The organism is Clostridium rhizosphaerae (assembly GCF_016765585.1).
GTDB lineage: Bacteria > Bacillota > Clostridia > Clostridiales > Clostridiaceae > Clostridium_AT > Clostridium_AT rhizosphaerae.
This window is the reverse complement of record NZ_JAESWC010000018.1, coordinates 601,675-627,668: the sequence shown is the minus strand read 5'-3', so window position 1 is coordinate 627,668 and position 25,994 is coordinate 601,675. Positions and strand designations below refer to the sequence as shown.

Below are 25,994 nucleotides of genomic sequence, written 5' to 3'. Positions count from 1 at the left end.
AGTCAGATGAACATAATTGAAACAAAAAATCTTAATTTATATTACGGAAATACACATGCACTAAAAAATATAAATCTTGATATAAGTGAAAATGCTGTTACAGCACTTATAGGACCTTCAGGCTGCGGCAAATCTACTTTTTTGAGAACCTTGAACAGAATGAATGATTTAATTGACAGTGTAAGAATTGAAGGAGAAGTTATCTACGAAGGAAAAAATATATATACTGATTATGATGTCATTGAACTTAGAAAAAAAATAGGGATGGTGTTTCAAAGACCAAATCCATTCCCTATGTCTATATATGATAACATTGCTTATGGACCAAGAATACATGGTATAACTAACAAAGGAAAGCTGGATGAAATAGTAGAAAGAAGCTTAAAAGGAGCTGCCCTTTGGGAAGAAGTAAAGGATAGGCTTAAAAAGAGTGCATTGGGACTTTCAGGAGGCCAACAGCAAAGATTATGTATTGCAAGGGTTCTTGCTGTAGAGCCAAATGTACTTTTAATGGATGAACCAACCTCAGCACTTGATCCAATTTCTACAGGAAAAGTTGAAGAGCTTATGGATGAACTAAAGAAGAAGTACACTGTTGTTATAGTAACTCATAACATGCAGCAGGCAGGAAGAATATCTGATCATACAGCATTTTTCCTGACAGGTGAAGTTGTAGAATTTAATAAAACGGAAGATATTTTCTACAAACCTAGAGATAAAAGAACAGAAGATTATATAACAGGAAGATTTGGCTAACAGATATATTGCAATTGTTTACAAAATCAATATAATATATAACATATCAATGAATAATAAAGAGGTGAGCGGTTAATGACTAGAAACTCCTTTGATACAAACTTGCATGAGCTGCATAATGATATTTTGAGAATGGGAAGTGTTGTAGAAAAACAGATATATCAATGCATAGATGCTCTAGTTAATCAAAATTGCGATCTAGCAGAAAAAATAATAAAAAATGATGATATAGTCGATGATTTCCAAAAGGAAATAGAAAGTAAATGTATAAAATTAATTGCTACACAGCAGCCTTTAGCTCAGGATTTAAGAAATATATTTACTACTATAAAGTTAGTAACAGACCTTGAGAGAATGGCAGACTATGCTGTGGATATAGCAAAGATTACAAAAAGGCTTAAAGGCGAAAAATATATTAAGCAGCTTGTAGATATACCAAGAATGGCTGAAATAGTGAAGGAAATGATAAAACAGGCACTTGATGCTTATGTTGAAGGTAATGTGGAAAAAGCTTATGCAACCTGTAAAATGGATGATCAAATTGATGCTTTATATAAACAAGTTTTCAAAGAATTGCTCCAAATTATGATGAAAGATCCATCTACTATAAATCAAGCAACTCAATTTTTATTTATATGCAAGTTTCTTGAAAGAGCTGCAGATCATACAACTAATATATGCGAATGGACTATTTATCTTGTAACTGGAGAGCATGTTGACTTAAATGAATAATATTTTTAATAGATAGTTTATATTTAGCATCATTAGTTAGAAGTGCTAAGTAAGAGTATATAACTGAATATGTTTATAATTAGTTGTAAATGAACTGTTTTTACAAAGCACTGTATTGTAAGAGCAGTTCATTTTGCATTTTATTAATCTGTTGGAATCTTAACCTAAATATAACTGGAACTTAGCATGAAGAAAAAATAAGAGTGTTACACTTCTTTTGTACGGATTACTTTACTAATAAGTTCTATGAAGGAGTGTATAAACATATGAAGTTATTTACTAAGAAGAAATTGACACTTAAAATTAAAGGAAAGTTAATGATAGCGTACATATCTTTATTATGTATTTTTAGTATTACAATTTTTTTAGTTGCAAACATGCAGGTAAGGAAACTGGCTGATGACAATCAAATACAACAGTTAAATGTTGCTTCAAAAACAGGAATATCCTTTCTAAATCAGGCGTTTAATGGTGATTTTGTATTAATGAATGAAAAACTTTATAGAGGTGATATACCTCTTGAAACTGATACTATTATTGTAGATAAAATTTCTAAAGAAACGGGTACTGCTTCTGTAATTTTTAATGGGATTGAAAGTGTATCTTCTAGTATTAAGGATAAAAAGGGAAGCAGAATTTCAGATATAAAAATATCAGATACAGTAAAAAAGCAAGTTTTGGATCAGGGAAAAGAATACGTTACAGACATAACTATTGATAATAATCAATACAAAGCAAAATTTATACCTATAAGTGATGGAAGTGGAAAAAAAGTTGGTATGTGGTTTACCGGAGTTGATCAAAGCAGTACTAAAAAGGTTATATTCAAGGTTAATATAATAATAGGGGCCACTACTATTGTATTTATATTAATCGGTACATTATTTATTCAATTATTTATAAATAAACTTATTAACAGTATTAGAGAGGTTTCAGACAGTGTAAAACTTCTAGGAGAAGGAAACTTAAACATAGAATGCAGTGTAAAAACAAACGATGAAATAAGAGATATAGCAGACAGTGTTAACCTAACAATAAAAAATATAAGAAGCTTATTGATTAATATAACTAATATGATTGAAACTCTTAATGTAACATCAAATAGCATTTCTTCTACTTCGGAGCAGCTTGGTTTAGCTAGCGATGAAATATCAAGCTCAGTGTCAAATGTATCTTTAGGAGCAGAGGAACAGACAAAAGAAATTAAGGAATGTGAAAATATTATAAATATATTAATAGAAAAAATTAGTGAAATGAAAAAACAAGTTAAAAATACAGTAACTAATACAGACTTAATGAAGAAAAGCAATGAATCAGGGTTAAGATCCTTAGAAGATTTAAGGGCTAAAATCAATAATAATGTAGAACATACAATGATGGTAGCTGAAGGTATAGACAAGCTATTTCATAGCTCAAATTCAATAAAAGATATAACTAATACTATAAAATCTATAGCAGACAAAACAAATTTGTTAGCCTTAAACGCTTCAATTGAAGCTGCAAGAGCTGGTGAATCAGGATTAGGTTTTACAGTAGTTGCAGATGAAGTAAGAAAATTAGCAGAGCAGTCAAAAACAGCAACAGAAACTATAAATGTATTGGTAGAACAAACAATTGACATTATATTAAAAACACAAGAAAACATGGAAGAAAGTAAAAAACTTACTCATCTTTCTGAAAGTTCTATGCAAAAAACAGAAACTGCATTTAATGAGATTAAGACTTCGACAGATATATTAATTGGAGAAGTAGTAATGCTAAAAGATAATTTAAACAAAGTTAAACAGGTAGAGGAGCAGGTAGTTATAGCAATCAATCATATTAGTGACATTACTGAAGAAGCTTCCAGTATAACTAAGATTGTACATACCTCTGCTGAAGAACAGACTGCTTCTATTCAACAAATAGTCAGTTCTATACAAGAGCAAGGCAATATGGTTGATAAATTAACAAAATCAGTTTCCATATTCGATTTATAGCAAATACTAAGAAACTTTTTTGATTCTGGAACAACTCTAGGTATGATAACTTTTGTATTAATAAATAATAAGTTATATTATATATCACTCTAAGGTATTATCTAAATTAATAAAAATATTTTAGGAAACAGAATCTATCTGTTTCCTAAAGTATTTTTTTCTTTATAACTTCAAGAACTCCGTTATCAGTATTACTTTTTGTGATAAATCTAGCATGATTTTTAACCTCTTCTGGTGCATTTTCCATAGCATAGCTATAATAGGCTGAATCTAACATTTGTATATCATTAAAATAATCTCCAAAAACCATGGTTTCTTCAGGTCCTATATTAAATTTTTGCTGTAGAAACTTAATAGCAACTCCTTTATTAATATCTTTATTTATTATATCAAGCCATATTTTACCCGAAACTGAAATTTGAAGATCATCTCCAAATAGAGAGGTAATTATATTGTTTGAGTTTTCAGCGGCATCTATAAAATCGCATATAGTAAATTTTAATATATCATCTTCAACATCATCTAAGCTTTCTACTATTTCATATTTAAGATAATAGCGCTCAACTTCAGATATAAATTTTGAATAATCTTTTTCAACATAAGCAGATTTTTTTCCACAGAGAATTATCTCACAGCCTTCAATTTGTCTTGCTACGTTTAAAAGTGACTCGATTATTTTTTTATCTAGAGTGCTTGAATATTGTTCCTCATTTTTATAAACAATATAGCTGCCGTTTTCAGCTATAAATAAAATGTCATCTTTAATTTGGAAAAACTTATTTAAGAGATTGAAGTATTGTCTTCCGCTGGCAGCAGCAAAAATTATATTTTTTTCTTTTAACCTTTTGGCAATTTGGAAAAATTCTTTAGGAAGGTTATCTTTATCATCTAATAGAGTTCCATCCATGTCGCTTGCAATAAGTTTAATCATTAATAACGTCCTTTCCTATATAGATTTCAAAGTAAATCAGGCATTTAGGCTTATCAGAAATCTTCAAAAACATAAGGATTTTTGCTCGCTTAAATAATGATTTGCCAATTGAAACTATGAGTTGGTATGTTATTAATATGATATCATAATATAAAGAAGTTTATAATCAAATTTATGTTATTCATAACTTTAGCGATATTACAAAATCTTTATAATATCTTTAAAAGAAAGTGCTATAATGAATCTAATTTTTAATGATAGATAAAAAGTATAAGGAGAGAAGAATAGTGAACAGTATTTTAATAATAGAGGATGAAGAAAAGGTTTCAGAGGTTTTAACGGCCTATCTTCAAAAAGAAGGCTATACAGTTTATTCATCCGTAAGCGGGTTAAAAGGAATAGATATATTTAATTCTAATGATATTAGTCTTGTAATTTTAGATTTGATGCTGCCTGACATAACAGGAGAAGCAGTCTGCAGTGTATTAAGAAAAAAATCTGATGTACATATATTTATGCTGACTGCTAAAGGGGCTTTGGAGGATAGAATAGAAGGACTAAATATTGGTGCTGATGAGTATTTAGTGAAGCCTTTTAGCCCTAGGGAACTGACAGCAAGAGTTAATGCTCTGTTTAGAAGATTAGGATCTCTGAGTAAAAAAGATACTTTTATATTTAGTGATGGAAATCTAGAGGTAGACTATGAAGGAAGAATTGTTAAGGTGGAAGGAGAAGAAGTACCTTTTACACCAAATGAGTTTGATATACTGTATTTCCTTATAGTAAACAAAGGCAGAGTCCTAACAAGAGAACAGCTTATAAACAAGGTGTTTGGAGAAGACTTTGAAGGATTTGACAGAACAATAGATGTGCATATTAAAAATATACGAAAAAAAATTGAAGAGGATACTAAAAATCCTAAATATATTATAACTGTTACAAAAGTAGGTTATAAATTTGGTGGTGAAAAATAGATGCAGACTATTAGAAAAAGATTAAGTATATTATTTGTTATTTGCTCTATTTCAGCTATTTTTATTATAACTTTGTTCGTAAACTTAACTATAAATAACAAATTTGATTTATATATGAAGGATATTCAAGATAAAAGGTATGAAAGGATTGTTTCCTATTTCCAAGAGGTTTACAAAAGAGATGGGAAGTGGATAGAAACCTCTGGTGCAGAATTAATGCATGAAGCATACATGGGAAATTACTGTTTATCCTTGTTAGACAGCGATAAAAAAGTTATTTGGGGAATGGATCCGAATGACATTAGAAACAGTCTTCATTTTAAAACTATGATTACCAATGATAAGGGAGTGTATTCTACAAAAACTTTTGAAATAGTTACAGATAATAAGGTTGTTGGATATGTTAATATAGGACAATATTCTTCGGTATTAATGTCTGAAGAGGATGTTAATTTTAAAACTTCTATAAACAAAAGTATAATTGCCAGCGGTCTTACAACTTTAATTATTGTAATTGCTATAAGCCTTTATTTTTCTAAGCAGTTTTCTATGCCTATAAAAGAAGTTGCAAATATGTATTCTAAACTTTCAAAAGGTGATTTTGATACAAAATTAAAAACAAGAAGCAACATAGAAGAACTTGAAAGTCTTAGAAGAAATGTTAATATATTGGCTGGAAAATTAAAACAGCAGGATATGCTTAGGAAAAGGTTGGTTGCTGATATATCTCACGAAATAAGAACGCCTTTAAACATACTACAAAATAATTTGGAAGCTATGATTGATGGTATATTTCCTGTAACAACAGAAAGATTAAATGGTCTTAATGAAGAAGTTATAAGGTTCAGCAGACTTTTAGATAATTTAAATGTTTTAAAGCAGTTTGAAGCAGAATCAGAAAAGCTGAATTTTGAAAAAATAGCTTTGGATGATCTCATAAAAGGTGTATGCAGCGATTTTTATATGGAGGCTGAAAACAAAAAAATTGATTTAATATGTGATTTACAGAATAATAAACATTATTATATTACTGGGGACAAGGATAAGCTAAAGCAGGTATTTATCAATTTGATATCAAACGCTATAAAATTTACTGGAGAAGGCGGAAAAGTTACAGTAGCTATATATGAAAAAGAAAATAGAGTCATGGCAGAAATAATTGATAATGGAATAGGGATAGAAGAAAGGGACTTGCCTTTTATATATGAGAGGCTTTATAGAGGAGACATAAGCAGACATAAAACAGAAGGCAGCGGTATTGGTTTAACAATTGTCAGAAACATAATAAACCTTCATAGTGCAGGCATAGAAGTTCAAAGCAGTTTAGGAGAAGGGACAAAAGTAATTGTTACATTTCAGAAGTAATTGACATAATAGATAAGAGTATATATGGGAGGAGTGCATAAATATGTGGAAATTGTATGCAATACTATCGGCAGTATTTGCTGCATTAACTTCAATTCTTGCGAAAATTGGAATAAAGGGTGTAGATTCTAATTTGGCAACAGCAATACGCACAGTAGTAATCATTATATTAGCTTGGTCTATTGTTTTTGCAACTGGAGCTCAAAGCGGTATTACAAGTTTAAGCAGGAAAAGCTGGGTATTTCTAATCTTATCAGGACTTGCTACAGGATTATCCTGGGTATTTTATTATAAAGCTATAGCAATAGGAAAAGTATCTCAGGTTGCACCTATTGACAAGTCAAGTATTGTTCTTACCTTAATATTATCATTTATCATATTGGGAGAGAAATTTACTGCTAAGACTTTAATTGCCGGATTATTAATTACTGCAGGTACTTTTGTTATGATATGGAAATAAGTTATGCTGTAAACACCTAAGTTTATATATTGACAAGGTGTCTTAGAGAAAAGGCAGTATCAATTGATTTGAATAATCTACTGATACTGCCTTATTTTATAATAATTTAGCAGAGAATTTATTTATATAAATAAGTTAACATTAGAATCTTCAGCTTCGCCTAAATAATAGCCAACTCCACCGATTTTTACTCCATCTATAAGTTCTTCCTTTTTAAGTCCCATAACATCCATTGACATTTGACAGGCAACAATTTCAATTCCACTGTCAATAGCTGATTGGATTAAATCTTCAAGGGAAGAAATATTTTTATCTTTCATAACCTTTCTGATCATCTTGCCGCCCATGCCCATCATATTCATGTTTGAAAGCTTAAGTCTTTTGCTGCCTCTAGGCATCATCATACCAAACATCTTATCCATTAATCCCTTTTGGACACTAATCTTTTCATGTTTTCTTAAAATATTAAGTCCCCAGAAGGTAAAGAACATGGTTACTTTTTTACCCATGGAAGCTGCTCCATTAGCGATAATAAAGGAAGCAATTGCCTTATCTAAATCGCCGCTAAATACAACCATTGTTTTATTATCCTTTGCTGAAAAGGCTGACATGTTTTTATTCACAGCTTCGCTGCTGGTGTTTTTTTTGATAAAGGCAGTAATATTTCCGCCATTTTTAGATATATCTACAAGCTCATTATTAGTCCTTTTGCACCAGGCTTTAATATCTTCATAAAAACCAGGGTCAGAGGCACAAACTTTTAGTATTTGATCATCCTTTAAATCATCCATAGATGCCTTTACTTGCATTAAAGGTCCAGGGCAGCAAAGCCCGCAGGCATCCAGCTCTTTATCATATTCACCATTTGAAAATTTATCTTTTTTTACTGCTTGAGTATCAGGGTCAATGGTAAATGCAGCGTAGTTAGAAGTACTTTTGTTTATGTTTTTAGAACTAATCTTAGCTGGATTATAATTAAGTGTTGAAGTGGTTTTATATCCACCAGTAACATTTAATACTTTAAAGCCGTGCTGACTTAATATTCTGTCTGCAATATATCCTCTTAACCCTACCTGGCAGTATTCAACTATAGTCTTATTCTTATCTAGTTCTCCAAGTCTTTCTCTTAAGTCGTCTACTGGAATATTTATAGCTCCCTCAATATGACCGTTATTAAATTCTTCTCCAGTACGAACATCTACAAGAATATAGTCTTCACTACTGTACTCCTCGATATCCTTCCAAGTCAATACATGAGTTCTTCCGGCTAATACATTTTGAGCAACAAAGCCAGCCATGTTAACAGGATCTTTAGCTGAAGAAAATGGAGGAGCATAGGACAATTCCAATTCAGTTAAATCATCAACAGTACCATTAAGTCTTATAACAGTTGCTATAACATCTATCCTTTTATCTACTCCATCATAGCCTATTGCTTGTGCACCTAAAATTTTGCCTTCTTCATTAAAAATAAGTTTAAGTGACATAGGCATAGCTCCAGGATAGTAAGAAGCATGAGAAACAGGATGTACATATATTACCTTATAAGGAATATTAGATCTTTGAAGAGTTCTTTCATTAGCTCCAGTACCTGCGGCAGTTAAACCGAAAATTTTAATTACTGAAGTGCCTTGTGTTCCTTTATAGGTTGAATTTAAACCTGCAACATTGTCAGCAGCTATTCTTCCCTGCTTGTTGGCAGGCCCTGCCAGAGGAATTGCGGTTTTTTGTTTAGTAACAAAATCTATAACTTCAACAGCATCACCTACAGCATAAATTCCATCAATATTAGTCTCCATTTTTTCATTAACTACAATATGACCTCTTGGACCAAAATCCAAACCGCTGTCTTTTAAAAAGCTTGTATCTGGAGCAACACCAATAGCTAGTATAATAATGTCTGCATTTAATTTAGTATCGCTGTTTAAGGTAACTTCAATCTGATTATTAATCTCATTGAAAGCTTTTACTCCATCATTTAGTATTAGATTTACTCCATTTTCAACTAGCTCCTTTTCAGCCATAACTACCATGTCAGAATCAAAAGGAGCAAGAACGTGAGGAGCCGCTTCAACAAGAGTTACACTTAATCCTCTTTCTCTTAAGTTTTCAGCCATTTCAACTCCAACGTACCCGCCGCCTATAACAACAGCACTATCTATGCCTTTTTTGTCCACATATCCCTTTATTGCATCAGTATCTGGAATATTTCTAAGTGTAAATATCTTATCGCTGTTTATTCCTGGGATATTAGGTCTTAGTGCCTTAGCTCCAGGGGACAATATTAAGTAATCATAGCTTTCTTCATAAGCACCCTTTGTTTTGCTTTTAACAGTAACTTTTTTATTTATTGTATCTATATTAGTAACTTCACTGTTGTTTCTTACATCTATATTAAATCTAGCTTTCATAGCTTCAGGCGTTTGAACAAGAAGCTTAGTTCTATCTTTTATAGTTTCTCCAATGTAATAAGGAAGACCACAGTTTGCAAAAGATATATATTCATCTCTTTCAAACATAATAATCTCTGCATTTTCATCCAATCTTCTAAGTCTAGCCGCAGCAGAGGCACCTCCTGCAACTCCACCAACTATTAAAACCTTTTTGCTCATACAAATCCTCCTTGAATCTTCGTCAAAAATAAATTACTATATTCATATATTATGATATACTAATTTAAGTGTCAACCTTTTTTATTAGCTTTTATAAATTTTGTTATTAATATACCAGTTTAGAATAATTCTTGATGAAGAACTTCATCTTAAGCTATTTAGAGAAATGTATGAGAAATATAAATACTCAGCTTAATAAATAATGCTTGAACTTAATCAAAACAAAAGATATTCTAAGACTATATAACATATCTTTTGAATAAATAAAGGATGAAGCAAATGAGTAAGATAGTTAATGTTAAAAATACAGTAATTGGTGAAGGCATGCCTAAGATTTGTGTTTCAATGGTAAGTGAAACCATATCAGATTTAATTGTGGAAGCTGAGTTTTTAAAAGAGCAAAGGATAGATATTGTAGAATGGCGTGTTGATTTCTTTAATGATTCTTTGAAAAGAGATAAAGTTAAAGAAGCTTTAATAGAGATAAGTAAAGTATTAGGTGATAAACCATTAATTTTTACTTTGCGAACCTCTAAAGAGGGCGGTAAAAAAGATATTGACACTAAATACTATATGGAAATAAATAGAGAAGTTATTGAAACAAAGTTAATTGATATTGTTGATATTGAGCTGTTCAATGATGAAAAAGATGTTAAGAAGTTAATTGATGAGGCACATAAAAATAATATATTTGTTATAGTTTCAAATCATGACTTTTATAAAACGCCATCCAAAGAAGAAATTATTAACAGACTGATTAAAGCTTATAAACTTGGAGCGGATATTCCTAAAATTGCAGTAATGCCAAACACTGCAGAAGACGTAATTACACTTATAGATGCATCAAGAATTGCAAAAGAAAAATATATTGATGCTCCAATAATTGCAATATCTATGTCTGGAAAAGGTGTAATAAGCAGACTATCTGGAGAACTTTTCGGATCTGCAGTTACTTTTGGAGCGACGAATAATAGCTCTGCTCCAGGTCAGGTTCAAGTGGAAACTCTACGGGAAATAATAGAACTGCTTCATAGTAGTATGTGAAGCAGTTCTATTATTTTATTAACAGTCATATTAAAATCTTGATCATTTAAAATTTCTATATCACTGTACTTTTTGTATAGATGATATCTTTCTTCATAAAGCTTATATAATCTTGAAGTTCCATCTGCTAAAAGAGGTCTTCCGGATATATCTATATCATTTATTATATTTTCAAGCGGTCTATTAATAAAAAGTATAACTGAGTTTCTTTTTAAAACTTCCATATTTGATGAGACTTTTACTGAGCCTCCGCCTGTTGAAATTATTGAAGGGCAATTTTTACTCACAGCTTCTATAGCTTCACTTTCCAATTTTCTAAAATAATCTTCTCCTTTTAGAAAGATTGTGCTTACTGTTTCTTTTTCTTTGTTCTCAATATACTCATCAATATCATAGAAGGGAAGAGAAAGTATTTTAGCTATTTCTCTGCCTATGCTGGTTTTTCCAGAGCCAGGCATTCCAATAAGAGTAATATTCTTATTTATAGTTTTAAAATTCTTCATATACAGCCTCACTTATAACATTAAAGTCTATATTATAAGCATAATTATAACATAATATTATAAATACAAAATTCATATATTTTATAGATATAAATAATTGTGAGGTATACATGTCTATATATCTTGATATTGAAACAATCAAAGAACTGTTAGGAGACAAGTATTATAGGGAACAAAAACAACTTACTCTGGACGAACTGAAGAACTTCGATGGCAGTGGCGGAAAACCAGCTTATGTGGCAGTGGAAGGCATAGTTTATGATGTAAGTGTTCAGCCAGCATGGGGAGGAGGATCACATTTTGGACTCATTGCCGGAAAAGATTTAACACAGCAGTTCAAAGGATGTCATAGCTCAACTCAAATTCTTAGTTCATTGCCAAAGGTGGGAATATTAAAAACTGAAAGATGGAGATAGCGGTAACATAAAAATGGCAGCTTATTTTTTAGCTGCCATTTTTATGTTGGTGTAAATTATTTTAGATCTTAATTTTAAATTATAATTATAGCTAAATTTGTCCAGTAATACGCTGAACAATAATACTTACGACAGCAACAGTAAACCATACAATAACCCCTAAGAACATAGGTTTTGCTCCTGTTTTAAGCATTTTCTTAAAATCTGAGTTTAATCCGATTGCAGTAAGAGCCATAACTATCATGAATTTACCAACAATATTGATATAATGAATACTATTGCCGCTAAAAATGCCTAGTGTATTTAAAAGAGATGCCACTAAAAACCAAACAATAAACCAAGGAAATATTTTTTTAAAACTGTAGTTTACTTTTGAATTTTCCATGGACTCTTTTTTCTTTTTATAGGCAGTTATAAATGAAAATACTAAAGATATAGGAATAATCATTGTAGTTCTAGTAAGCTTAACTATTGTTGCATAGGCACCTGCAGCATTGCTGTAAGCATAACCTGCTGCTACAACCGAAGAAGTATCATTAATGGCTGTACCTGCCCAAAGTCCAAAAGCTTTATCAGAAAAACCTAATAGATGTCCTAAAGGCGGGAATATTAATACAGCAATAACATTGAATAAAAATATAGTAGAAACAGAGTATGCAATTTCCATGTCATCAGCTTCTATAATTGGTGATACAGCAGCAATAGCAGAACCACCGCAAATAGCAGTACCTACACCGATTAATGTTTTTAAATTACTTGAAATACCTAAAAGCTTACCAAAACCGTAAGCACTTATAAATGCAGCTGATAAAGTAAATATCATAACTGAAAAGGAAGTTAAGCCAGTCTTCCATACCTGTGTAAGACTCAAACCTGCCCCTAAAACTATTATGGCCCATTGAAGTATCTTTTTTGAGGTAAAGGTAACACCTTTTTCTACTGCTTTAGGCTTTCCTATAAAGTTATTAATAATAATACCTATAATTATTCCGAATACTGCTCCGCCTATAATTGGGAATATTGAACCTAGCCAATTTGCTAGGAGTGCTATTATAAAAGCAAATAAAACTCCTGATAAATTTTGTTTAATCCAATTCATTTGAATTACCTCCTTCTTTAAAGTACAAATTAATAATAGTATAAAGCGAGGTGATTTACAAATTAGTTATTCTTATCAAGATATAAGGAATTCTTATTGACATAAGAAATACATAGAAGTAGTATAAGTACATAATTAAACTCTTATATATTGTTAAAGGAAGGTAATTTATGTTAGAGAAATTAAAAGAAATCTCAGAACTGCTAAAGGTGATTTCAAATGAAAATAGACTGGCAATAGTATGTCACTTAATTGAAAAACCTATGACTGTTGGTGAGCTTCATGAAAGACTAAGTCATGTTACTCAACCTGCATTATCTCAGCATCTTGCTGTACTTAAAATGAATAGAATATTAGATTCTAATAAAAGTGGTCTTAATATTACTTATTTCATTAAGGACAAACGTATAATAAATATTATTGAAGCTTTAAAGTCGAATTACTGTAATTAAAATATAAATTGAATATATCATTATATTTAAAGGCTGCTGTTATAGAACTCATAAACAATAATTTTATTAATAAATAAAGGAATATTGCTAAACATATAGTTATATTTACAAACTCGAGGAGTGTATGAAAATGGACAAAGAAACTAAAGAATTAGATTTGCTGATTATAGGAGGAGGACCGGCAGGTCTTACAGCAGCGATATATGCAGCAAGAGCTAAAATGAACATGACCCTACTTGAAAGTGAACTTTTGGGAGGGCAGGTTAGAAATAGCTATACTATAGAAAATTATCCAGGATTCAAGACCATACCTGGCGGGGAACTTTCAGATGTAATGTCAGAACAAGCGAAGGAATTAGGAGCTAAGATAGAGAGCTTTAGTAAAATACTTAATGTTGTTCTTAAAGATGACGAAAAAATTATTGAAACCAAGAAGTTTATATATAAGCCTAAAGCTGTTATAATTTCAACAGGTGCAACACCTAAAAAACTTCCTGTTCCTAATGAAGAAAAGTTCTCAAGCAGAGGAGTTCACTATTGTGCTGTCTGTGATGGAGCTATGTATGAGGGAAGTGTAGTTGGAGTTGTAGGTGGAGGAAATTCAGCTCTAGAAGAAGCACTGTTTTTAACTAAGTTTGCTTCAAAAGTTATATTAATCAGGAGATATGATTATTTTAAAGGTGAAAAAGCAACTATTGATGAGGTTTTAAATCATCCTAAAATTGAAGTTATGTATAACTGGGATTTAATAAATGTTGATGGTGATCAATTTGTAAATAAAGCCTTTATAAAAAATACAAAAACATCAGAGGAAAAACAGATAGAACTCAGCGCAGTATTTGGATATATTGGAACTGAGCCTAAAACAGAAAAATTCAAGGATTTTATAAAACTTACACCACAGGCATATGTTATTACAGATGAAAACATGAAGACAAATATAAAAGGAGTATTTGCTGCAGGAGATGTTCGAGAAAAGCAATTTAGACAAATAACAACTGCTGTGGCCGATGGTACGATAGCAGCCTTAACGGCAGAAAAATATATCGCAGAAAAGAGAATATAATAAAAGATCGCCTATGAAATTATTTCATAATAGGCGATTTTTTTTATATACTTTAATAGTTTACAAAATATAACTTTGTTTTAGTTCATATAAAATTCATAAAATTGCCTCCTAATTTACATATAAGCTATTTAAACTTAAATTATCGATAAAGTATATTAATGGATAAATGTTATCTATAGGAGGGTAATATGAAAAAAGTTTTTATAGCTTGTATATTAGGCGCGTTAATAATTCTTGGAGGTTGTTCTAACAAAACAGCCGTTGAAAATAAGCCAGTTTCAGAAAGCAATATTAGCACAGAAGCTTCATCAAACAAAGAATTTACATTAGATGAATTGAAGAAATATAATGGTCAAAATGGAAATCCGGCTTATGTCGCAGTAGATGGAGTAGTTTATGATGTAACCCATGCTAAAGGCTGGAGAAACGGAAAACATGAAGGTGGAGTAACAGCAGGAAATGACTTGTCAGATGCTATAAATAAATCTCCACATGGAAAAGATGTCCTTAATGGCTTGACTATAGTTGGAAAACTTAAATAATTTATAATATTGTATAAGGAGGGTATAATGAACAATAATAAACATTTGATTAGCAATAAAAAAGAAAGGATAAGAGTGATTTATTCCCTGGGGATATTTGCATTATTCGCAGGAATTTTAATTTATCTTATTACACATACTGGAAATCAATCAGGTTTTATAAGCACTAGAGCACTGAGAAAGATGGGTGGATCAATAGGTGAGATAGCAGCTTATGGGTTTGGCTTTTCAATATCTATGTATGTGATAAGAAGAGTTGTTAAAAGAATAAGTTCAAAGGAAATTAAACAAAAGCTTTTAGTTCTAGCCAGAATCACGAGAGAATGGCATGTTCCAATATCTATTATAGCTTTTGGCATAATACTGCTTCATGCATATATTATGATATCAAGAGGATTATTTTTTAACCTGCGTTATATATCTGGACTTTTGGCTTTAGGAGTTTTAGCAGTTCAAATTTTATCAGGAATCTTTAGGTATAAAAAAATAGGTGTAAAGTTTCACATGATTACAGGGATAATTTTTATATTAACTATGATTATTCACCTTCTGACATAATAACATAATTAATAAATTGAAATTTAAAAACAAGCATCAATTTAGTGCTTGTTTTTATTTTGCGAAAACTATTAGAGGATATAATTCTTAAACTTAAGCAAGCTATAGTTAGCTTAATAATTCAAATTAAATTTTGACGTCTAGGAGGATTTTTATGGCAACAATAAAAATGATTACTGAAAAAGAAGCTGAAGGCGAAGTAAAATCTATGTTTGAACAAATCAAGCACATGTTTGGAGAAGAAATACCGTTAACTTTTCAGGCAATGGCTAATCATCCTGAGTATATGAAAATAGTATTAGAAAAGATGAAAACTGTAATGGAATCTGAAGAAATCGATAAGAAAACAAAACTTGCAATAGCTTTTTCAGTGTCTGTAATGAATAACTGTGAGATGTGCATAACTATGTATACTAAGCAGTTAAAAGACGCTGGTTTTACTGACAAGCAGATAGTTGAGATAATATCTGTAATTGATCTTGTAGGTTCAATGAATCATTTTAATAACGGAACAATAATAAAACCACATTAATTTATAGCATTTCTAATAAAGAGCCGCAGAACTAAGAAAGTTTTAGTCTGCGGTTTTTTGCTGATTTAGCATTATTATTATGATAATATAATACTTGAAAAGTTGTATTTCAGGAGTTGATATTTTGCTTGATGTAAGATTAATAACATTTATTACTGTTGCAAGGATTAAGAGCTTTACCAAGGCAGCAGAAATATTAAATTTAACTCAGCCAGCTGTATCTCAGCATATAAAATATCTAGAAGAGTATTATGGAGTAGGTTTAATTAAAAAGACGGGAAAGGAAATTGATTTAACAGAAGAAGGATTAATTTTATATAAATATGCTAAGGAATTGGAGATTCTATATAGAAACTTAGAAACCGAAATAAGAAATAAAAGCGGCATACATAAGTCATATAAAGTTGGAGCTTCAATGACAGTAGGAGGGTATGTATTACCTTATATTTTAGCAGAATATAAAAGAGAACATCCTAATACAGATATGCTTCTTCAAGTGAATAATACTGAGGAAATAATAAGTAAATTATTGAATAGAAAACTTGATTTAGCTTTAGTTGAAGGTAATTTTGATAGAAATAAGTTTAGTTATAAGAAATTTAAAGACGATGAAATGGTACTTGCTGTTTCAGATAAACATGAATTTGCCAAAAAGGATAAGGTTTCTATCGAAGAAATATTAAAAGGTGAATTGATAATAAGGGAAAAAGGTTCTGGTACAAGAGAAATATTTGAAAATATGCTGAAAGAATTAGGATATGATATAAATAGTTTTAATCCATATATGGAACTTGGAAGTATCTCTGCAATAAAATCTCTAGTAGAAGAGAACTTAGGGTATACTATAATTTCAAAAGAAACAATAAAAAGAGAGCTTAAGCAAGGTGGTATAAAGATAGTTCCAATTGAAGGAATGCAAATATACAGAGAGTTCAACTTTATTTATCTTAAGGGGAGCAATGAGAAATTTATCAATGAGTTTATTAAATTTTGTTATATGAATGCATAAAATTGTAGTTTTATACTTGAAAAAGTACAGCAAAAGAAGTCTGTTTAGGGGAACAGACTTCTTTTTATATAAGGATAAATTTAAATTTGGGTTTTAACCCATAAATAATAATTACCAACTAATCAATATGAGGGATGTTTGATAATTTGACTAGTTGACTATATTTGTATTATAATATCGAATTGTGTAGAAATTATGAAGAAGATGCAAACTGAAAGAAAAATTTATTGCTAGACAATCTTCATATGTTCTTCATATTTTATTGATATAATCCACAACTAAGCGAGGCAATAAATCAAACTAAAACTATTTTGAAAAAATTGTAAGGAGATAAGGTGATGAAAAAGAGAGCAGGAGTTTTTGTATTAGTTTTTACATTAATGGCGGTAATTAGTAGTCCAGTATCAGCAGCACCAGCATCTGAACAACTGAAAAGTCAGAAACAGCAACTTCAAGAGGATAAAAACAGACTTAAAAATGCGCAAGATAAAAGATTTGATATAGAACAGAATATAGAGAATTTGGACAATCAGATTGAAGATACTATGAACCAGATTCAAGAGAATAAGAAACAAATTAACAAAACGCAGGAAGAAATAAAAAATTCTGAAAGTGAATTGAAAAAATCAGAACAAGATATAAAGGCAGAACAAGACTTATTTAATAAGAGAATACGTGCAATTTACATAAATGGTATTGATGGATATCTAAACATAATACTTGAGTCAAAAGGTTTTAATGATTTTCTTTCAAGAGTGGAAACCTTAAGAAGCATTGTGGAATTAGATGAAAAAATAACTTCAAATATTAGATCAAAGCAGGAAGAATTAAATAATAAGAAAAAAAGTTTAAATGATCAGAATACTAAATTGTTAGCACTAAATGATGAAAATGTTAAAAAGATGGACAAACTAAAAGCAAGCAAAGATCAACAAAGTAAATTAATTGACGAAGCAAAAAAACAAGAAAATTTATATGCATCTGCAGTAAATGAATCGCAGGCGCAATTAAATGAAACTTTAAAACAAATTGAAGCTATAAGGCAAGCTACTCCCAAATATACTCCTTCTAGAGGAGCCGTGCCGGCATCCAGCAATGCAGTAGTAGCTTATGCTTCTAATTTCCTAGGAACGCCATATTTGTGGGGCGGAACATCACCATCAGGTTTTGACTGTTCAGGGTTCACTCAATATGTGTACAGGCACTTTGGGATTTCTCTAGGAAGAACTACTTATGATCAAATAAAAAATGGTTATTCTGTTTCAAGAGATGAACTTCAACCAGGAGATTTAGTTTTCTACGGAAGAGGAGGAAGTCCAACTCACATGGGAATATATATAGGAAACGGCATGTATATACATTCACCAAGAACAGGTGATGTTATAAAAATTTCTTCATATAATAGAGCAGATTATATTATTGCTAGAAGAGTTATGTAAAAAAGAGACAGCTATGCTGTCTCTTTTTTTATGAAATAATCAAATCTTCATATATTCTTCATAAAATTTAATTATTATGTATTTGTAAATAAATAGAATGCTCAAGTGGGCATAAAGTCAAAGGAGGACATAACTATATGAATAAAACTAAAAAAACAACAGCCTTAATTGTTTCTTCCATAATAGTACTGTCGTTAGCAGGCTGCAGCAGAACAGTAACTGGTAGTAAGGAGTCGGATAACGGACTTAAAGCTTTTAATGAAATTGTAAAGGCTTATCCACAAAATAGAGGCTTTCATAATGCACTTCAACATTGGGGATTCAAGCTGCCTACAGGAGAAAAGTTTGAGTGGACAAAAGACATGTCTGCAAACAAGGCGGATTTTGCAATGGTAATGCTTGCTGATCCTTTAGTAAAGGCAGGACTTGACGTTAATAAACTTGACAAAAATGAGTGGTTATATAGTCCGGCAGCAAAGGAAGAGGGACAGGATTCACCAAATAGGCTGGTTAAACCTTATAATGTTAGTGATAAAAAAGTTAAATCTACCGGCTCAGAGGATGCTTTCAGAAGAATATTAAAGGCTGATCCGAGTTTAATAAAGTATCATGAGTCTGAGCAGCACTATAGATTAATTATTGGGGATGGTAATGAGGTGCAATGGACTGAGAAATTGGGGTTAAATGATGCAGATATGACATTTATACTTAAGGCAGAGCCCCTAATAAAAGCAGGATTAGATATAAATAAGCTTGAAGGAACAGGCTGGATATTTAAGCAAGCTGGTAAAGATGATATGGGAGAAAACCCAGATCAAATAGTTAAATCATACAAAATAAGCAAATGATTTATATAATTAAGTCCCTCCTCGGATGGGGAGGGTAAATTTATTTATAATACTCTTGCAAAATGTTTATAAATATACTATAGTATAAATATACCCCACCCACCCCGGGTGGGTGATTAGGAGGGTTATTATGAACGAGGAACAAAAAAAAGCACTTCAGTCATTAAAAACTTCAAAGGGACAAATTGAAGGCATTATAAAAATGATTGAAGAAGGAAGATACTGTGTTGATGTTTCTAATCAGATTATTGCAGCTCAGGCTCTACTTAAAAAAGCAAATTTACTGATTTTAAAGCAGCATATACATCATTGTGTAAAGGATGCATTTAAGCATGACAATGCAGACGAAAAAATTGATGAGGTTATAGATATTTTATCAAAAATGACAGATAGGTGAGGAGGTTAAAGGTCTAAATGACCTTTAACGAGTAATTTTCGAGCGGAGCGAGAGTCTTAAATTGCTCAGTGCTTCCGACTAAAAGGAGGTTAAAGTCCTAAATGGACTTTAACGAGCAATTAGTGAGCGGAAGCGAGTAATCTTTAATTGCTCAGTGCTTCCGACTAAAAGGAGGAAATTAAATGGCAACTAAGTCATTAAAAATAGAAGGAATGACCTGCGCAGCTTGTGCAAAGGCTGTAGAAAGAGCTTCTAAGAAGCTGCAGGGAGTTTCTGAGGCAAGTGTCAACTTTGCAACTGAAAAACTTAATATAAATTTTGATGAGACAGAAGTAGGCATACCTGATATACAGGCAGCTATTGAAAAAGCAGGCTATAAGGCGGTTGTTGAAGCAAGCAGCAATACCTTAAAAATTGAAGGCATGACCTGTGCAGCATGTGCCAAAACCGTTGAAAGAGTTACTAAAAAACTCGATGGTGTTATAGAATCTAACGTTAATTTTGCAACAGAAAAACTAAGTATAAGTTATGAGCCTTCTAAGGTTAGGATTTCCGATATAAAGAGAGTTATAGAAAAAGCAGGCTATAAGGCTTTAGAGGAAGAAGTTACAGTAGATGAGGATAAGGAAAAGAAAGAAAAAGAGATAAAGCTTTTATGGAAAAAGTTTATTATTTCAATGATATTTACAATACCTCTGCTTGCTATTTCCATGGGGCATATGCTTGGAGAAAAGCTTGGGTATAGTCTTCCAAGCTTTATAGATCCGATGACGAGCCCTAGGACATTTTCACTAGTTCAACTGGCTTTAGTCATACCAGTTATGATTGCAGGAAATAGATTCTTTAGAGTGGGCTTTAAGTCCCTCATAAGAAGAAGTCCTAATATGGATTCCTTAATTGCAGTAGGTACTTCAGCTGCATTTCTATATGGAATATTTGCTATAGTACAGATATTCAGCGGCAACATTGATTATGCCTATGATTTATATTTTGAATCGGCTGGGGTTATTATAACTCTCATAACTTTAGGAAAATACCTGGAGTCTGTTACAAAAGGTAAAACCTCCGAAGCTATTAAAAAGCTTATGGGCCTTGCTCCTAAGACAGCTATTATTATTAGAGATAATCAAGAAATAGAAATCTCTATTGATGAAGTTGAAGTTGGAGATATTATAGTAGTTAAGCCGGGAGAGAAAATGCCTGTAGACGGCGAAGTAGTTGAAGGAATGACATCAGTTGATGAATCTATGCTGACAGGAGAAAGTATTCCAGTAGAAAAAACTATCGGAGACAAAATAATAGGAGCAAGCATAAATAAAAATGGTGCTATTAAATACAAAGCTACTAGAGTTGGAAAAGATACAGCTTTAGCTCAAATTATAAAGTTAGTAGAGGATGCTCAGGGCTCCAAGGCTCCAATCGCTAAAATGGCTGACATTATATCAGGTTATTTTGTTCCTGTTGTTATGTCTATTGCACTTCTTTCAGCTTTAGGATGGTATTTTATTGGAAGCGAGACAGGAGTATTTGCTCTTACCATATTTATATCAGTTCTTGTTATTGCATGTCCATGCGCGTTAGGGTTAGCTACTCCAACTGCAATAATGGTTGGTACAGGAAAAGGTGCAGAATATGGTGTTCTAATAAAAAGTGGTGTAGCACTTGAAACAGCTCATAAAATTAAAACTATAGTATTTGATAAAACTGGTACTATAACAGAGGGAAAGCCTAAGGTTACAGATGTTGTAACTGTCAATGGAATAACAGAAGACGAGTTATTGCAGATTGCTGCATCAGCAGAAAAGGGTTCAGAACATCCGCTTGGTGAAGCAATAGTAAAGGGAGCTGAAGATAAAGGTTTAGAATTTAAGAAACTAGATTTCTTCAAAGCTATTCCAGGACACGGAATAGAAGTTAAGATAGATGGTAAAGATGTTTTACTTGGAAACAGAAAGCTTATGCTTGAAAGTAATATTTCACTGGAAAACTTGGAGGAGACTTCACATAAACTAGCTGGTGAAGGTAAAACTCCGATGTATATAGCTGTAGATGAAAAAATAGCAGGAATTATTGCTGTTGCAGATACAGTTAAAGAAAACAGTAAAAAGGCAATTGAACAGCTTCATAAAATGGGAATAGAAGTTGCAATGATTACTGGAGACAACAAGAGAACTGCTGAAGCAATAGCTAAGCAAGTTGGAATAGATAGAATACTAGCAGAAGTTCTTCCTCAGGATAAGGCAAATGAAGTCAAAAAACTTCAGGCAGAAGGTAAAAAAGTTGCAATGGTTGGTGACGGTATAAATGATGCTCCAGCTCTTGCACAAGCAGATATAGGTATTGCGATAGGCTCAGGTACAGACGTTGCTATGGAATCAGCTGACATTGTTCTTATGAGAAGCGATTTAATGGATGTACCAACAGCAATTCAGTTAAGCAAGAAGACTATTACAAATATTAAGGAAAACTTATTCTGGGCATTTGGGTATAATACTTTAGGTATACCAGTTGCTATGGGAATACTGTACATTTTTGGCGGACCGCTATTAAACCCAATAATAGCAGCTGCTGCTATGAGCTTTAGTTCAGTATCAGTACTACTAAATGCTTTAAGATTAAAGGGCTTTAAGCCAGCTAGATAACTAGAAAAGAAGATAAGAAGATAACTAGATAAGAATATATCTTCTTATCTAGTTACTAATTATAAATAATAAATATAATGGAGGAGAATAAATATGAAAAAGAAAATATTAGTTGAAGGCATGAGCTGTGGACACTGCGTTAATCATGTTAAGGAGGCTCTTAGCGAACTTAATGGAGTAACTAGTGTAGATGTAAATTTAGCTTCTAAAACAGCTATACTTGAAGCAACAGTTGAAGTCAGTGATGTAGATATAAAGGCTGCTATTGATGACGCCGGATATGATGTTGCTGGTATAGAAACACTATAATAAAAAAGGCTTTGGCATTAGGTTTGCCAAAGCTTTTTTTATTGTTTTTATTGACCAAGATATTTGCTTCTAATTTTTTCTAAGTCGGTGGTTTTTAAATTATCTACGGCCTCAACTATACCAAGAACACTATTGTCTTTAACAATAGCATAGCCGCCTGATTTCTTAGGACTAAATTCAACCTCATTTATACCTTTTTTAGCAGTAAAGGAGGAAACTTTATCTCCTGTATTTGCATCTACTATTGTATATTCGCCTTCAGGGTTGTCAAAGGCATTTAGATCAAAGGTTAATTTAGTACTTGTGCTGCTGCCAGTTACGATAATGAGCGGCTGAAGCTCGTAGCCTTTTCCCTTGAAAGTGGCGCTCTGGATTTTTCCGGCTGATAATGCTTTATTAACTAATACATCTGTAGGAACCTTTGTTAAATCACTGCCATAAATGCTGGACTGAGTAGATGCTCCAGAACCTGAGCCATCATCTGCTACAGGACCTGCACAGCAGCTAGGACCAGTACTTGCTGGAGGTATAGAGGAATCAGATTTTGATGTATCAACTGTATCAAGCTTGTCAGTTACTTTTATTACACCTCTTATCATTCCCATCCAGCAGCTAAAACTTAAGTCTTTATCTCCAGGTGTAAATTCAATAATATTTTCACCTTTCTTTAATTTCTGTTGTTTGTTTAAAGAAGGAATTACAATAGCATTATTACAAGAGGTAATTTGATCCCCATTTATTATCCATTTAACAGGAACTCCCTTTTGAACGTAAAAAGCGTTAGGGGTATAGCCATTATTGTTGGCAGTCATAGTTATTGTTTGAACCCCATCTTTAATTGTTGCCTTAGCAATGTTTGAATTAGAGGTTCCGCTTGAATTACTTCCTAGAAGGCTCTTTGAACTTGCTAGAGCTGTCATTGGATTAATATTTATGCCTGCTAGTGCAAGACCTCTGTTTCCCATTATAAGACCTAAAACGATTATTAAGACGCCACTGAATTTAAGTATTTTCTTAGTATAACCTTTGCTTAATATACCAGAAACTGCACCGAAGGTTAACATAAGAGGAACAGTTCCGATTGAGAACATAAACATGGATAATGCACCTTTTGCAGCACTTCCGGTTCCAAGGGCAAATAGCTGCATTGTTTGCAGCGGACCGCAGGGCATAAGCCCATTTAAGAGACCTACAATAAATGGAGAACCGGATTTGTTCTTAGCTTTGCAGGCTGCATGAGGCAATCTTATTTGAAATTTTCTAAAGGTCTTAAAACCAGCCATATTAAAACCCATCATAATCATGAAAAGACCAGCAAATATTTGAAGACCAGCCTTTGCGGTAAGTGAAAGTGAAAATACTGAACCAAGAGCTCCAATAATTCCACCAAGGATAGTATAGGAAACAACTCTTCCTATGTTGTAAAAAAGAGCCGGTTTCATAGCTTCAAACTTATTAGTACTTTCTTTTGATAGGGTTTGAGAAAGCATTATTCCACCGCACATACCAACACAGTGTATGGAAGTCAGAATTCCTACTACAAAAAGAACAGCATAGGAAGCATTAGTAAGCTTAGATTCCATATCAAAACCACTGGTTTTTAATCCAAGCAGCACAACCGCGGCTACAACTATTAGGATACCCATGAACTTGTAGTCGTTTGAACTTTGTGTGCTGTAGCCTGCCTCTTTTATGACAGCTTTAATTTTGTTTATGCTGCATAATTCATCATCATATTCAACTTCAGCAAACTGACCGGAAAAGCTTGCTTTAACATTTAATACTCCATCCAATTTCTTTATGGCTCTTTCAACTCGATTTTCACAAGAACCGCAGGTCATTTCATAAACTTTAATTTTTTCAGTTTTAATACTCATAAATTACTCCTTTCGCTTTCAATCTAGACACTATATGATTTCAATACTAATTAACAGCAGCAATTTATAAGCTTGCCTCATTTTAGTGCCTTTTATCATAAAATAAAGTATATAAAATAATTGTGTGGATTTTATGAAGATTAGACGAAATAAAATGAACAAATAATTAACATAAAATGGAAAACATGATTTGTGATTCGATATTAAAATAAAAGTAAAGGTAAAAAACAAAAATGTGGAGAAAACTCTAATACTTTGATATATTAGTAGAATAATAAAAGTGTTACGTTAGGCATATTAGGTTTTAGATATGTAAAATGAATTTGTCAAACTATGGAGGTGGTAGTTGATTTGAAATATAAGAAATCTATAGCAGTATTTAGTATTGTAATTGTTTCAGTTTTAGTAATAAGTGTAATATATTCATACTTTCACAGCCTGCATACTATTAATAAGGAAAACTCATACATAATTATAAAAAATGAGTCTTCTCTAAGCGAGGTAGCAAAACAATTTAAGAGTAGGGGCATTATAAAACCTAATAATAGCTTTCTTGTGTATGCAAGATTGTTTGGAATGGGCAGCGGCATAAAAGAAAGTAAACTTATTATAAAGCCAAATATGAACTATAAAGAATTGATATTAAAATTACAAAATGGACAATCAGATTTTGCAGTAGTAACTATACCGGAAGGTTTTACACTTTACCAAATCAGTGAAAGATTGCAAAAGAATTTATCACTAAACAAGGATAATTTCTTAAATATAACAATTAGTGATTTGACCTATAATGATTTGATTTCAAAAAGAGATAATACCCATTTTGATTTGGAGGGTTTTTTATACCCAGATACATATTACATACCAGTGGGATATACTGAGAAAGATGCTGCAAATCTAATGTTTAATAGATTCAAAAGTGTGTTTTCTGATAAATATATTATTCGAACAAAGGAACTTGGATTAAGTATTAATCAAGTTATAACTATAGCTTCTTTAATCGAAAAGGAAGCTGCGAATGATAATGAAAGAAGCAGAATTGCAGGTGTTATTTATAATAGGATAAAAAAAGGTATGCCTCTCCAAATTGATGCAGCAGTTATATATGCTATTACTAAAGGTAAAGGTACAATTCAAAAGGTTACTTATGATGATTTAAAAATACAGGATGTATATAATACCTACTTGTATAAAGGATTCCCACCAGGGCCAATTGCTTCACCAGGAAAGCCATCAATAGAAGCTGCATTATATCCTGAAGAAAATGACTATTTGTATTATGTGGCTAATGGAAAAGGACATGTTTTTAGTAAAACTTATGAAGAACACATGAGCAATGTAAAAAAATATATAAAATAGAAAGAAGGCTTACTATTCCAGCCTTCTTTTTGTTATAAGCATAAAATCTTGATTTTATTAGATAATGGAATATTTACATAAATTAAGGTA

25 protein-coding genes are annotated in these 25,994 nt (G+C 31.8%); 20 read left to right on the top strand and 5 right to left on the bottom strand.

Annotation, left to right across the window (positions count from 1 at the left end):
* Positions 1–6 precede the first annotated feature (6 nt).
* From pstB to JK636_RS21790, 3 genes are all read left to right on the top strand, one after another.
* Positions 7–756 carry a phosphate ABC transporter ATP-binding protein PstB gene (gene pstB, locus JK636_RS21800; RefSeq protein WP_202751091.1) on the top strand — a complete coding sequence of 250 codons (750 nt, stop codon included), beginning with the start codon at positions 7–9 and terminating at the stop codon, positions 754–756.
* A 75-nt stretch (positions 757–831) separates the two neighbouring features.
* A complete protein-coding gene (gene phoU / locus JK636_RS21795; protein ID WP_202751090.1) occupies positions 832–1,488 on the top strand; it encodes a phosphate signaling complex protein PhoU in 657 nt (218 codons plus the stop codon).
* Positions 1,489–1,754: 266 nt separating this feature from the next.
* On the top strand, positions 1,755–3,467 hold the full coding sequence (locus tag JK636_RS21790) for a methyl-accepting chemotaxis protein (RefSeq protein ID WP_202751089.1): 1,713 nt from the start codon (positions 1,755–1,757) through the stop codon (positions 3,465–3,467).
* A 145-nt stretch (positions 3,468–3,612) separates the two neighbouring features.
* Here the strand turns inward: JK636_RS21790 and JK636_RS21785 are convergent, their stop codons facing one another.
* Positions 3,613–4,398 carry a Cof-type HAD-IIB family hydrolase gene (locus JK636_RS21785; RefSeq protein ID WP_202751088.1) on the bottom strand — a complete coding sequence of 262 codons (786 nt, stop codon included), beginning with the start codon at positions 4,396–4,398 and terminating at the stop codon, positions 3,613–3,615.
* A 287-nt stretch (positions 4,399–4,685) separates the two neighbouring features.
* On the opposite strand from JK636_RS21785, the gene JK636_RS21780 reads away from it, so the two are divergent.
* Genes JK636_RS21780 through JK636_RS21770 form a run of 3 tightly spaced genes read left to right on the top strand, consistent with a single transcriptional unit; the run spans position 4,686 to position 7,197 of the window.
* A complete protein-coding gene (locus tag JK636_RS21780; protein WP_202751087.1) occupies positions 4,686–5,372 on the top strand; it encodes a winged helix-turn-helix domain-containing protein in 687 nt (228 codons plus the stop codon).
* On the top strand, positions 5,373–6,737 hold the full coding sequence (locus JK636_RS21775; RefSeq protein ID WP_202751086.1) for a sensor histidine kinase: 1,365 nt from the start codon (positions 5,373–5,375) through the stop codon (positions 6,735–6,737).
* 43 nt (positions 6,738–6,780) lie between these two features.
* The gene (locus JK636_RS21770) at positions 6,781–7,197 is read left to right on the top strand and encodes an EamA family transporter (protein ID WP_202751085.1); all 417 of its coding nucleotides are present in this window, start codon (positions 6,781–6,783) and stop codon (positions 7,195–7,197) included.
* A 122-nt stretch (positions 7,198–7,319) separates the two neighbouring features.
* Here JK636_RS21770 and JK636_RS21765 read toward each other — a convergent pair whose 3' ends face one another.
* The gene (locus JK636_RS21765; RefSeq protein ID WP_202751084.1) at positions 7,320–9,809 is read right to left on the bottom strand and encodes a CoA-disulfide reductase; all 2,490 of its coding nucleotides are present in this window, start codon (positions 9,807–9,809) and stop codon (positions 7,320–7,322) included.
* Positions 9,810–10,088: 279 nt separating this feature from the next.
* Here JK636_RS21765 and aroD point away from each other — a divergent pair, with 279 nt between their 5' ends.
* Complete coding sequence (gene aroD / locus JK636_RS21760) at positions 10,089–10,853, top strand: type I 3-dehydroquinate dehydratase (protein ID WP_202751083.1); 765 nt, start codon at positions 10,089–10,091, stop codon at positions 10,851–10,853.
* On the opposite strand, the gene JK636_RS21755 is transcribed toward aroD, so the two are convergent.
* The gene (locus JK636_RS21755; RefSeq protein WP_202751082.1) at positions 10,838–11,356 is read right to left on the bottom strand and encodes a shikimate kinase; all 519 of its coding nucleotides are present in this window, start codon (positions 11,354–11,356) and stop codon (positions 10,838–10,840) included. The two genes, aroD and JK636_RS21755, sit on opposite strands and share 16 nt — an antisense overlap.
* Before the next feature lie 110 nt (positions 11,357–11,466).
* On the opposite strand from JK636_RS21755, the gene JK636_RS21750 reads away from it, so the two are divergent.
* Entirely contained in the window at positions 11,467–11,772 is a 306-nt protein-coding gene (locus JK636_RS21750) for a cytochrome b5 domain-containing protein (protein ID WP_202751081.1), read from the top strand.
* A 91-nt stretch (positions 11,773–11,863) separates the two neighbouring features.
* On the opposite strand, the gene JK636_RS21745 is transcribed toward JK636_RS21750, so the two are convergent.
* The gene (locus JK636_RS21745; protein WP_202751080.1) at positions 11,864–12,871 is read right to left on the bottom strand and encodes a YeiH family protein; all 1,008 of its coding nucleotides are present in this window, start codon (positions 12,869–12,871) and stop codon (positions 11,864–11,866) included.
* Positions 12,872–13,041: 170 nt separating this feature from the next.
* On the opposite strand from JK636_RS21745, the gene JK636_RS21740 reads away from it, so the two are divergent.
* From JK636_RS21740 to JK636_RS21690, 11 genes are all read left to right on the top strand, one after another.
* Positions 13,042–13,323, top strand: coding sequence for an ArsR/SmtB family transcription factor (locus JK636_RS21740; RefSeq protein WP_202751079.1), 282 nt, complete (start codon positions 13,042–13,044; stop codon positions 13,321–13,323).
* Between the two features lie 130 nt (positions 13,324–13,453).
* Entirely contained in the window at positions 13,454–14,389 is a 936-nt protein-coding gene (trxB, locus tag JK636_RS21735) for a thioredoxin-disulfide reductase (protein ID WP_202751078.1), read from the top strand.
* Positions 14,390–14,580: 191 nt separating this feature from the next.
* Positions 14,581–14,934: a cytochrome b5 domain-containing protein gene (locus JK636_RS21730; RefSeq protein WP_202751077.1), complete on the top strand. Its 354-nt coding sequence runs from the start codon at positions 14,581–14,583 to the stop codon at positions 14,932–14,934.
* 27 nt (positions 14,935–14,961) lie between these two features.
* The gene (locus tag JK636_RS21725) at positions 14,962–15,492 is read left to right on the top strand and encodes a hypothetical protein (RefSeq protein ID WP_202751076.1); all 531 of its coding nucleotides are present in this window, start codon (positions 14,962–14,964) and stop codon (positions 15,490–15,492) included.
* 154 nt (positions 15,493–15,646) lie between these two features.
* Entirely contained in the window at positions 15,647–16,024 is a 378-nt protein-coding gene (locus tag JK636_RS21720; protein ID WP_202751075.1) for a carboxymuconolactone decarboxylase family protein, read from the top strand.
* Between the two features lie 124 nt (positions 16,025–16,148).
* Complete coding sequence (locus JK636_RS21715) at positions 16,149–17,033, top strand: LysR family transcriptional regulator (RefSeq protein WP_202751074.1); 885 nt, start codon at positions 16,149–16,151, stop codon at positions 17,031–17,033.
* A gap of 338 nt (positions 17,034–17,371) precedes the next feature.
* Positions 17,372–18,472: a C40 family peptidase gene (locus JK636_RS21710; RefSeq protein WP_202751073.1), complete on the top strand. Its 1,101-nt coding sequence runs from the start codon at positions 17,372–17,374 to the stop codon at positions 18,470–18,472.
* Positions 18,473–18,609: 137 nt separating this feature from the next.
* Positions 18,610–19,320, top strand: coding sequence for a hypothetical protein (locus tag JK636_RS21705; protein ID WP_202751072.1), 711 nt, complete (start codon positions 18,610–18,612; stop codon positions 19,318–19,320).
* Between the two features lie 130 nt (positions 19,321–19,450).
* On the top strand, positions 19,451–19,717 hold the full coding sequence (locus JK636_RS21700) for a metal-sensing transcriptional repressor (RefSeq protein WP_202751071.1): 267 nt from the start codon (positions 19,451–19,453) through the stop codon (positions 19,715–19,717).
* Positions 19,718–19,899: 182 nt separating this feature from the next.
* Positions 19,900–22,359: a heavy metal translocating P-type ATPase gene (locus tag JK636_RS21695; RefSeq protein ID WP_202751070.1), complete on the top strand. Its 2,460-nt coding sequence runs from the start codon at positions 19,900–19,902 to the stop codon at positions 22,357–22,359.
* Between the two features lie 93 nt (positions 22,360–22,452).
* Positions 22,453–22,668 (top strand): heavy-metal-associated domain-containing protein, encoded by a 216-nt coding sequence (locus tag JK636_RS21690; RefSeq protein WP_202751069.1) that lies wholly within the window; start codon positions 22,453–22,455, stop codon positions 22,666–22,668.
* 47 nt (positions 22,669–22,715) lie between these two features.
* Here the strand turns inward: JK636_RS21690 and JK636_RS21685 are convergent, their stop codons facing one another.
* Positions 22,716–24,545, bottom strand: coding sequence for an urease accessory protein UreH domain-containing protein (locus JK636_RS21685; RefSeq protein WP_202751068.1), 1,830 nt, complete (start codon positions 24,543–24,545; stop codon positions 22,716–22,718).
* A 351-nt stretch (positions 24,546–24,896) separates the two neighbouring features.
* Here JK636_RS21685 and mltG point away from each other — a divergent pair, with 351 nt between their 5' ends.
* Positions 24,897–25,904, top strand: a complete 1,008-nt coding sequence (gene mltG, locus JK636_RS21680) for an endolytic transglycosylase MltG (RefSeq protein ID WP_202751067.1) — start codon at positions 24,897–24,899, stop codon at positions 25,902–25,904.
* Positions 25,905–25,994: the final 90 nt, after the last annotated feature.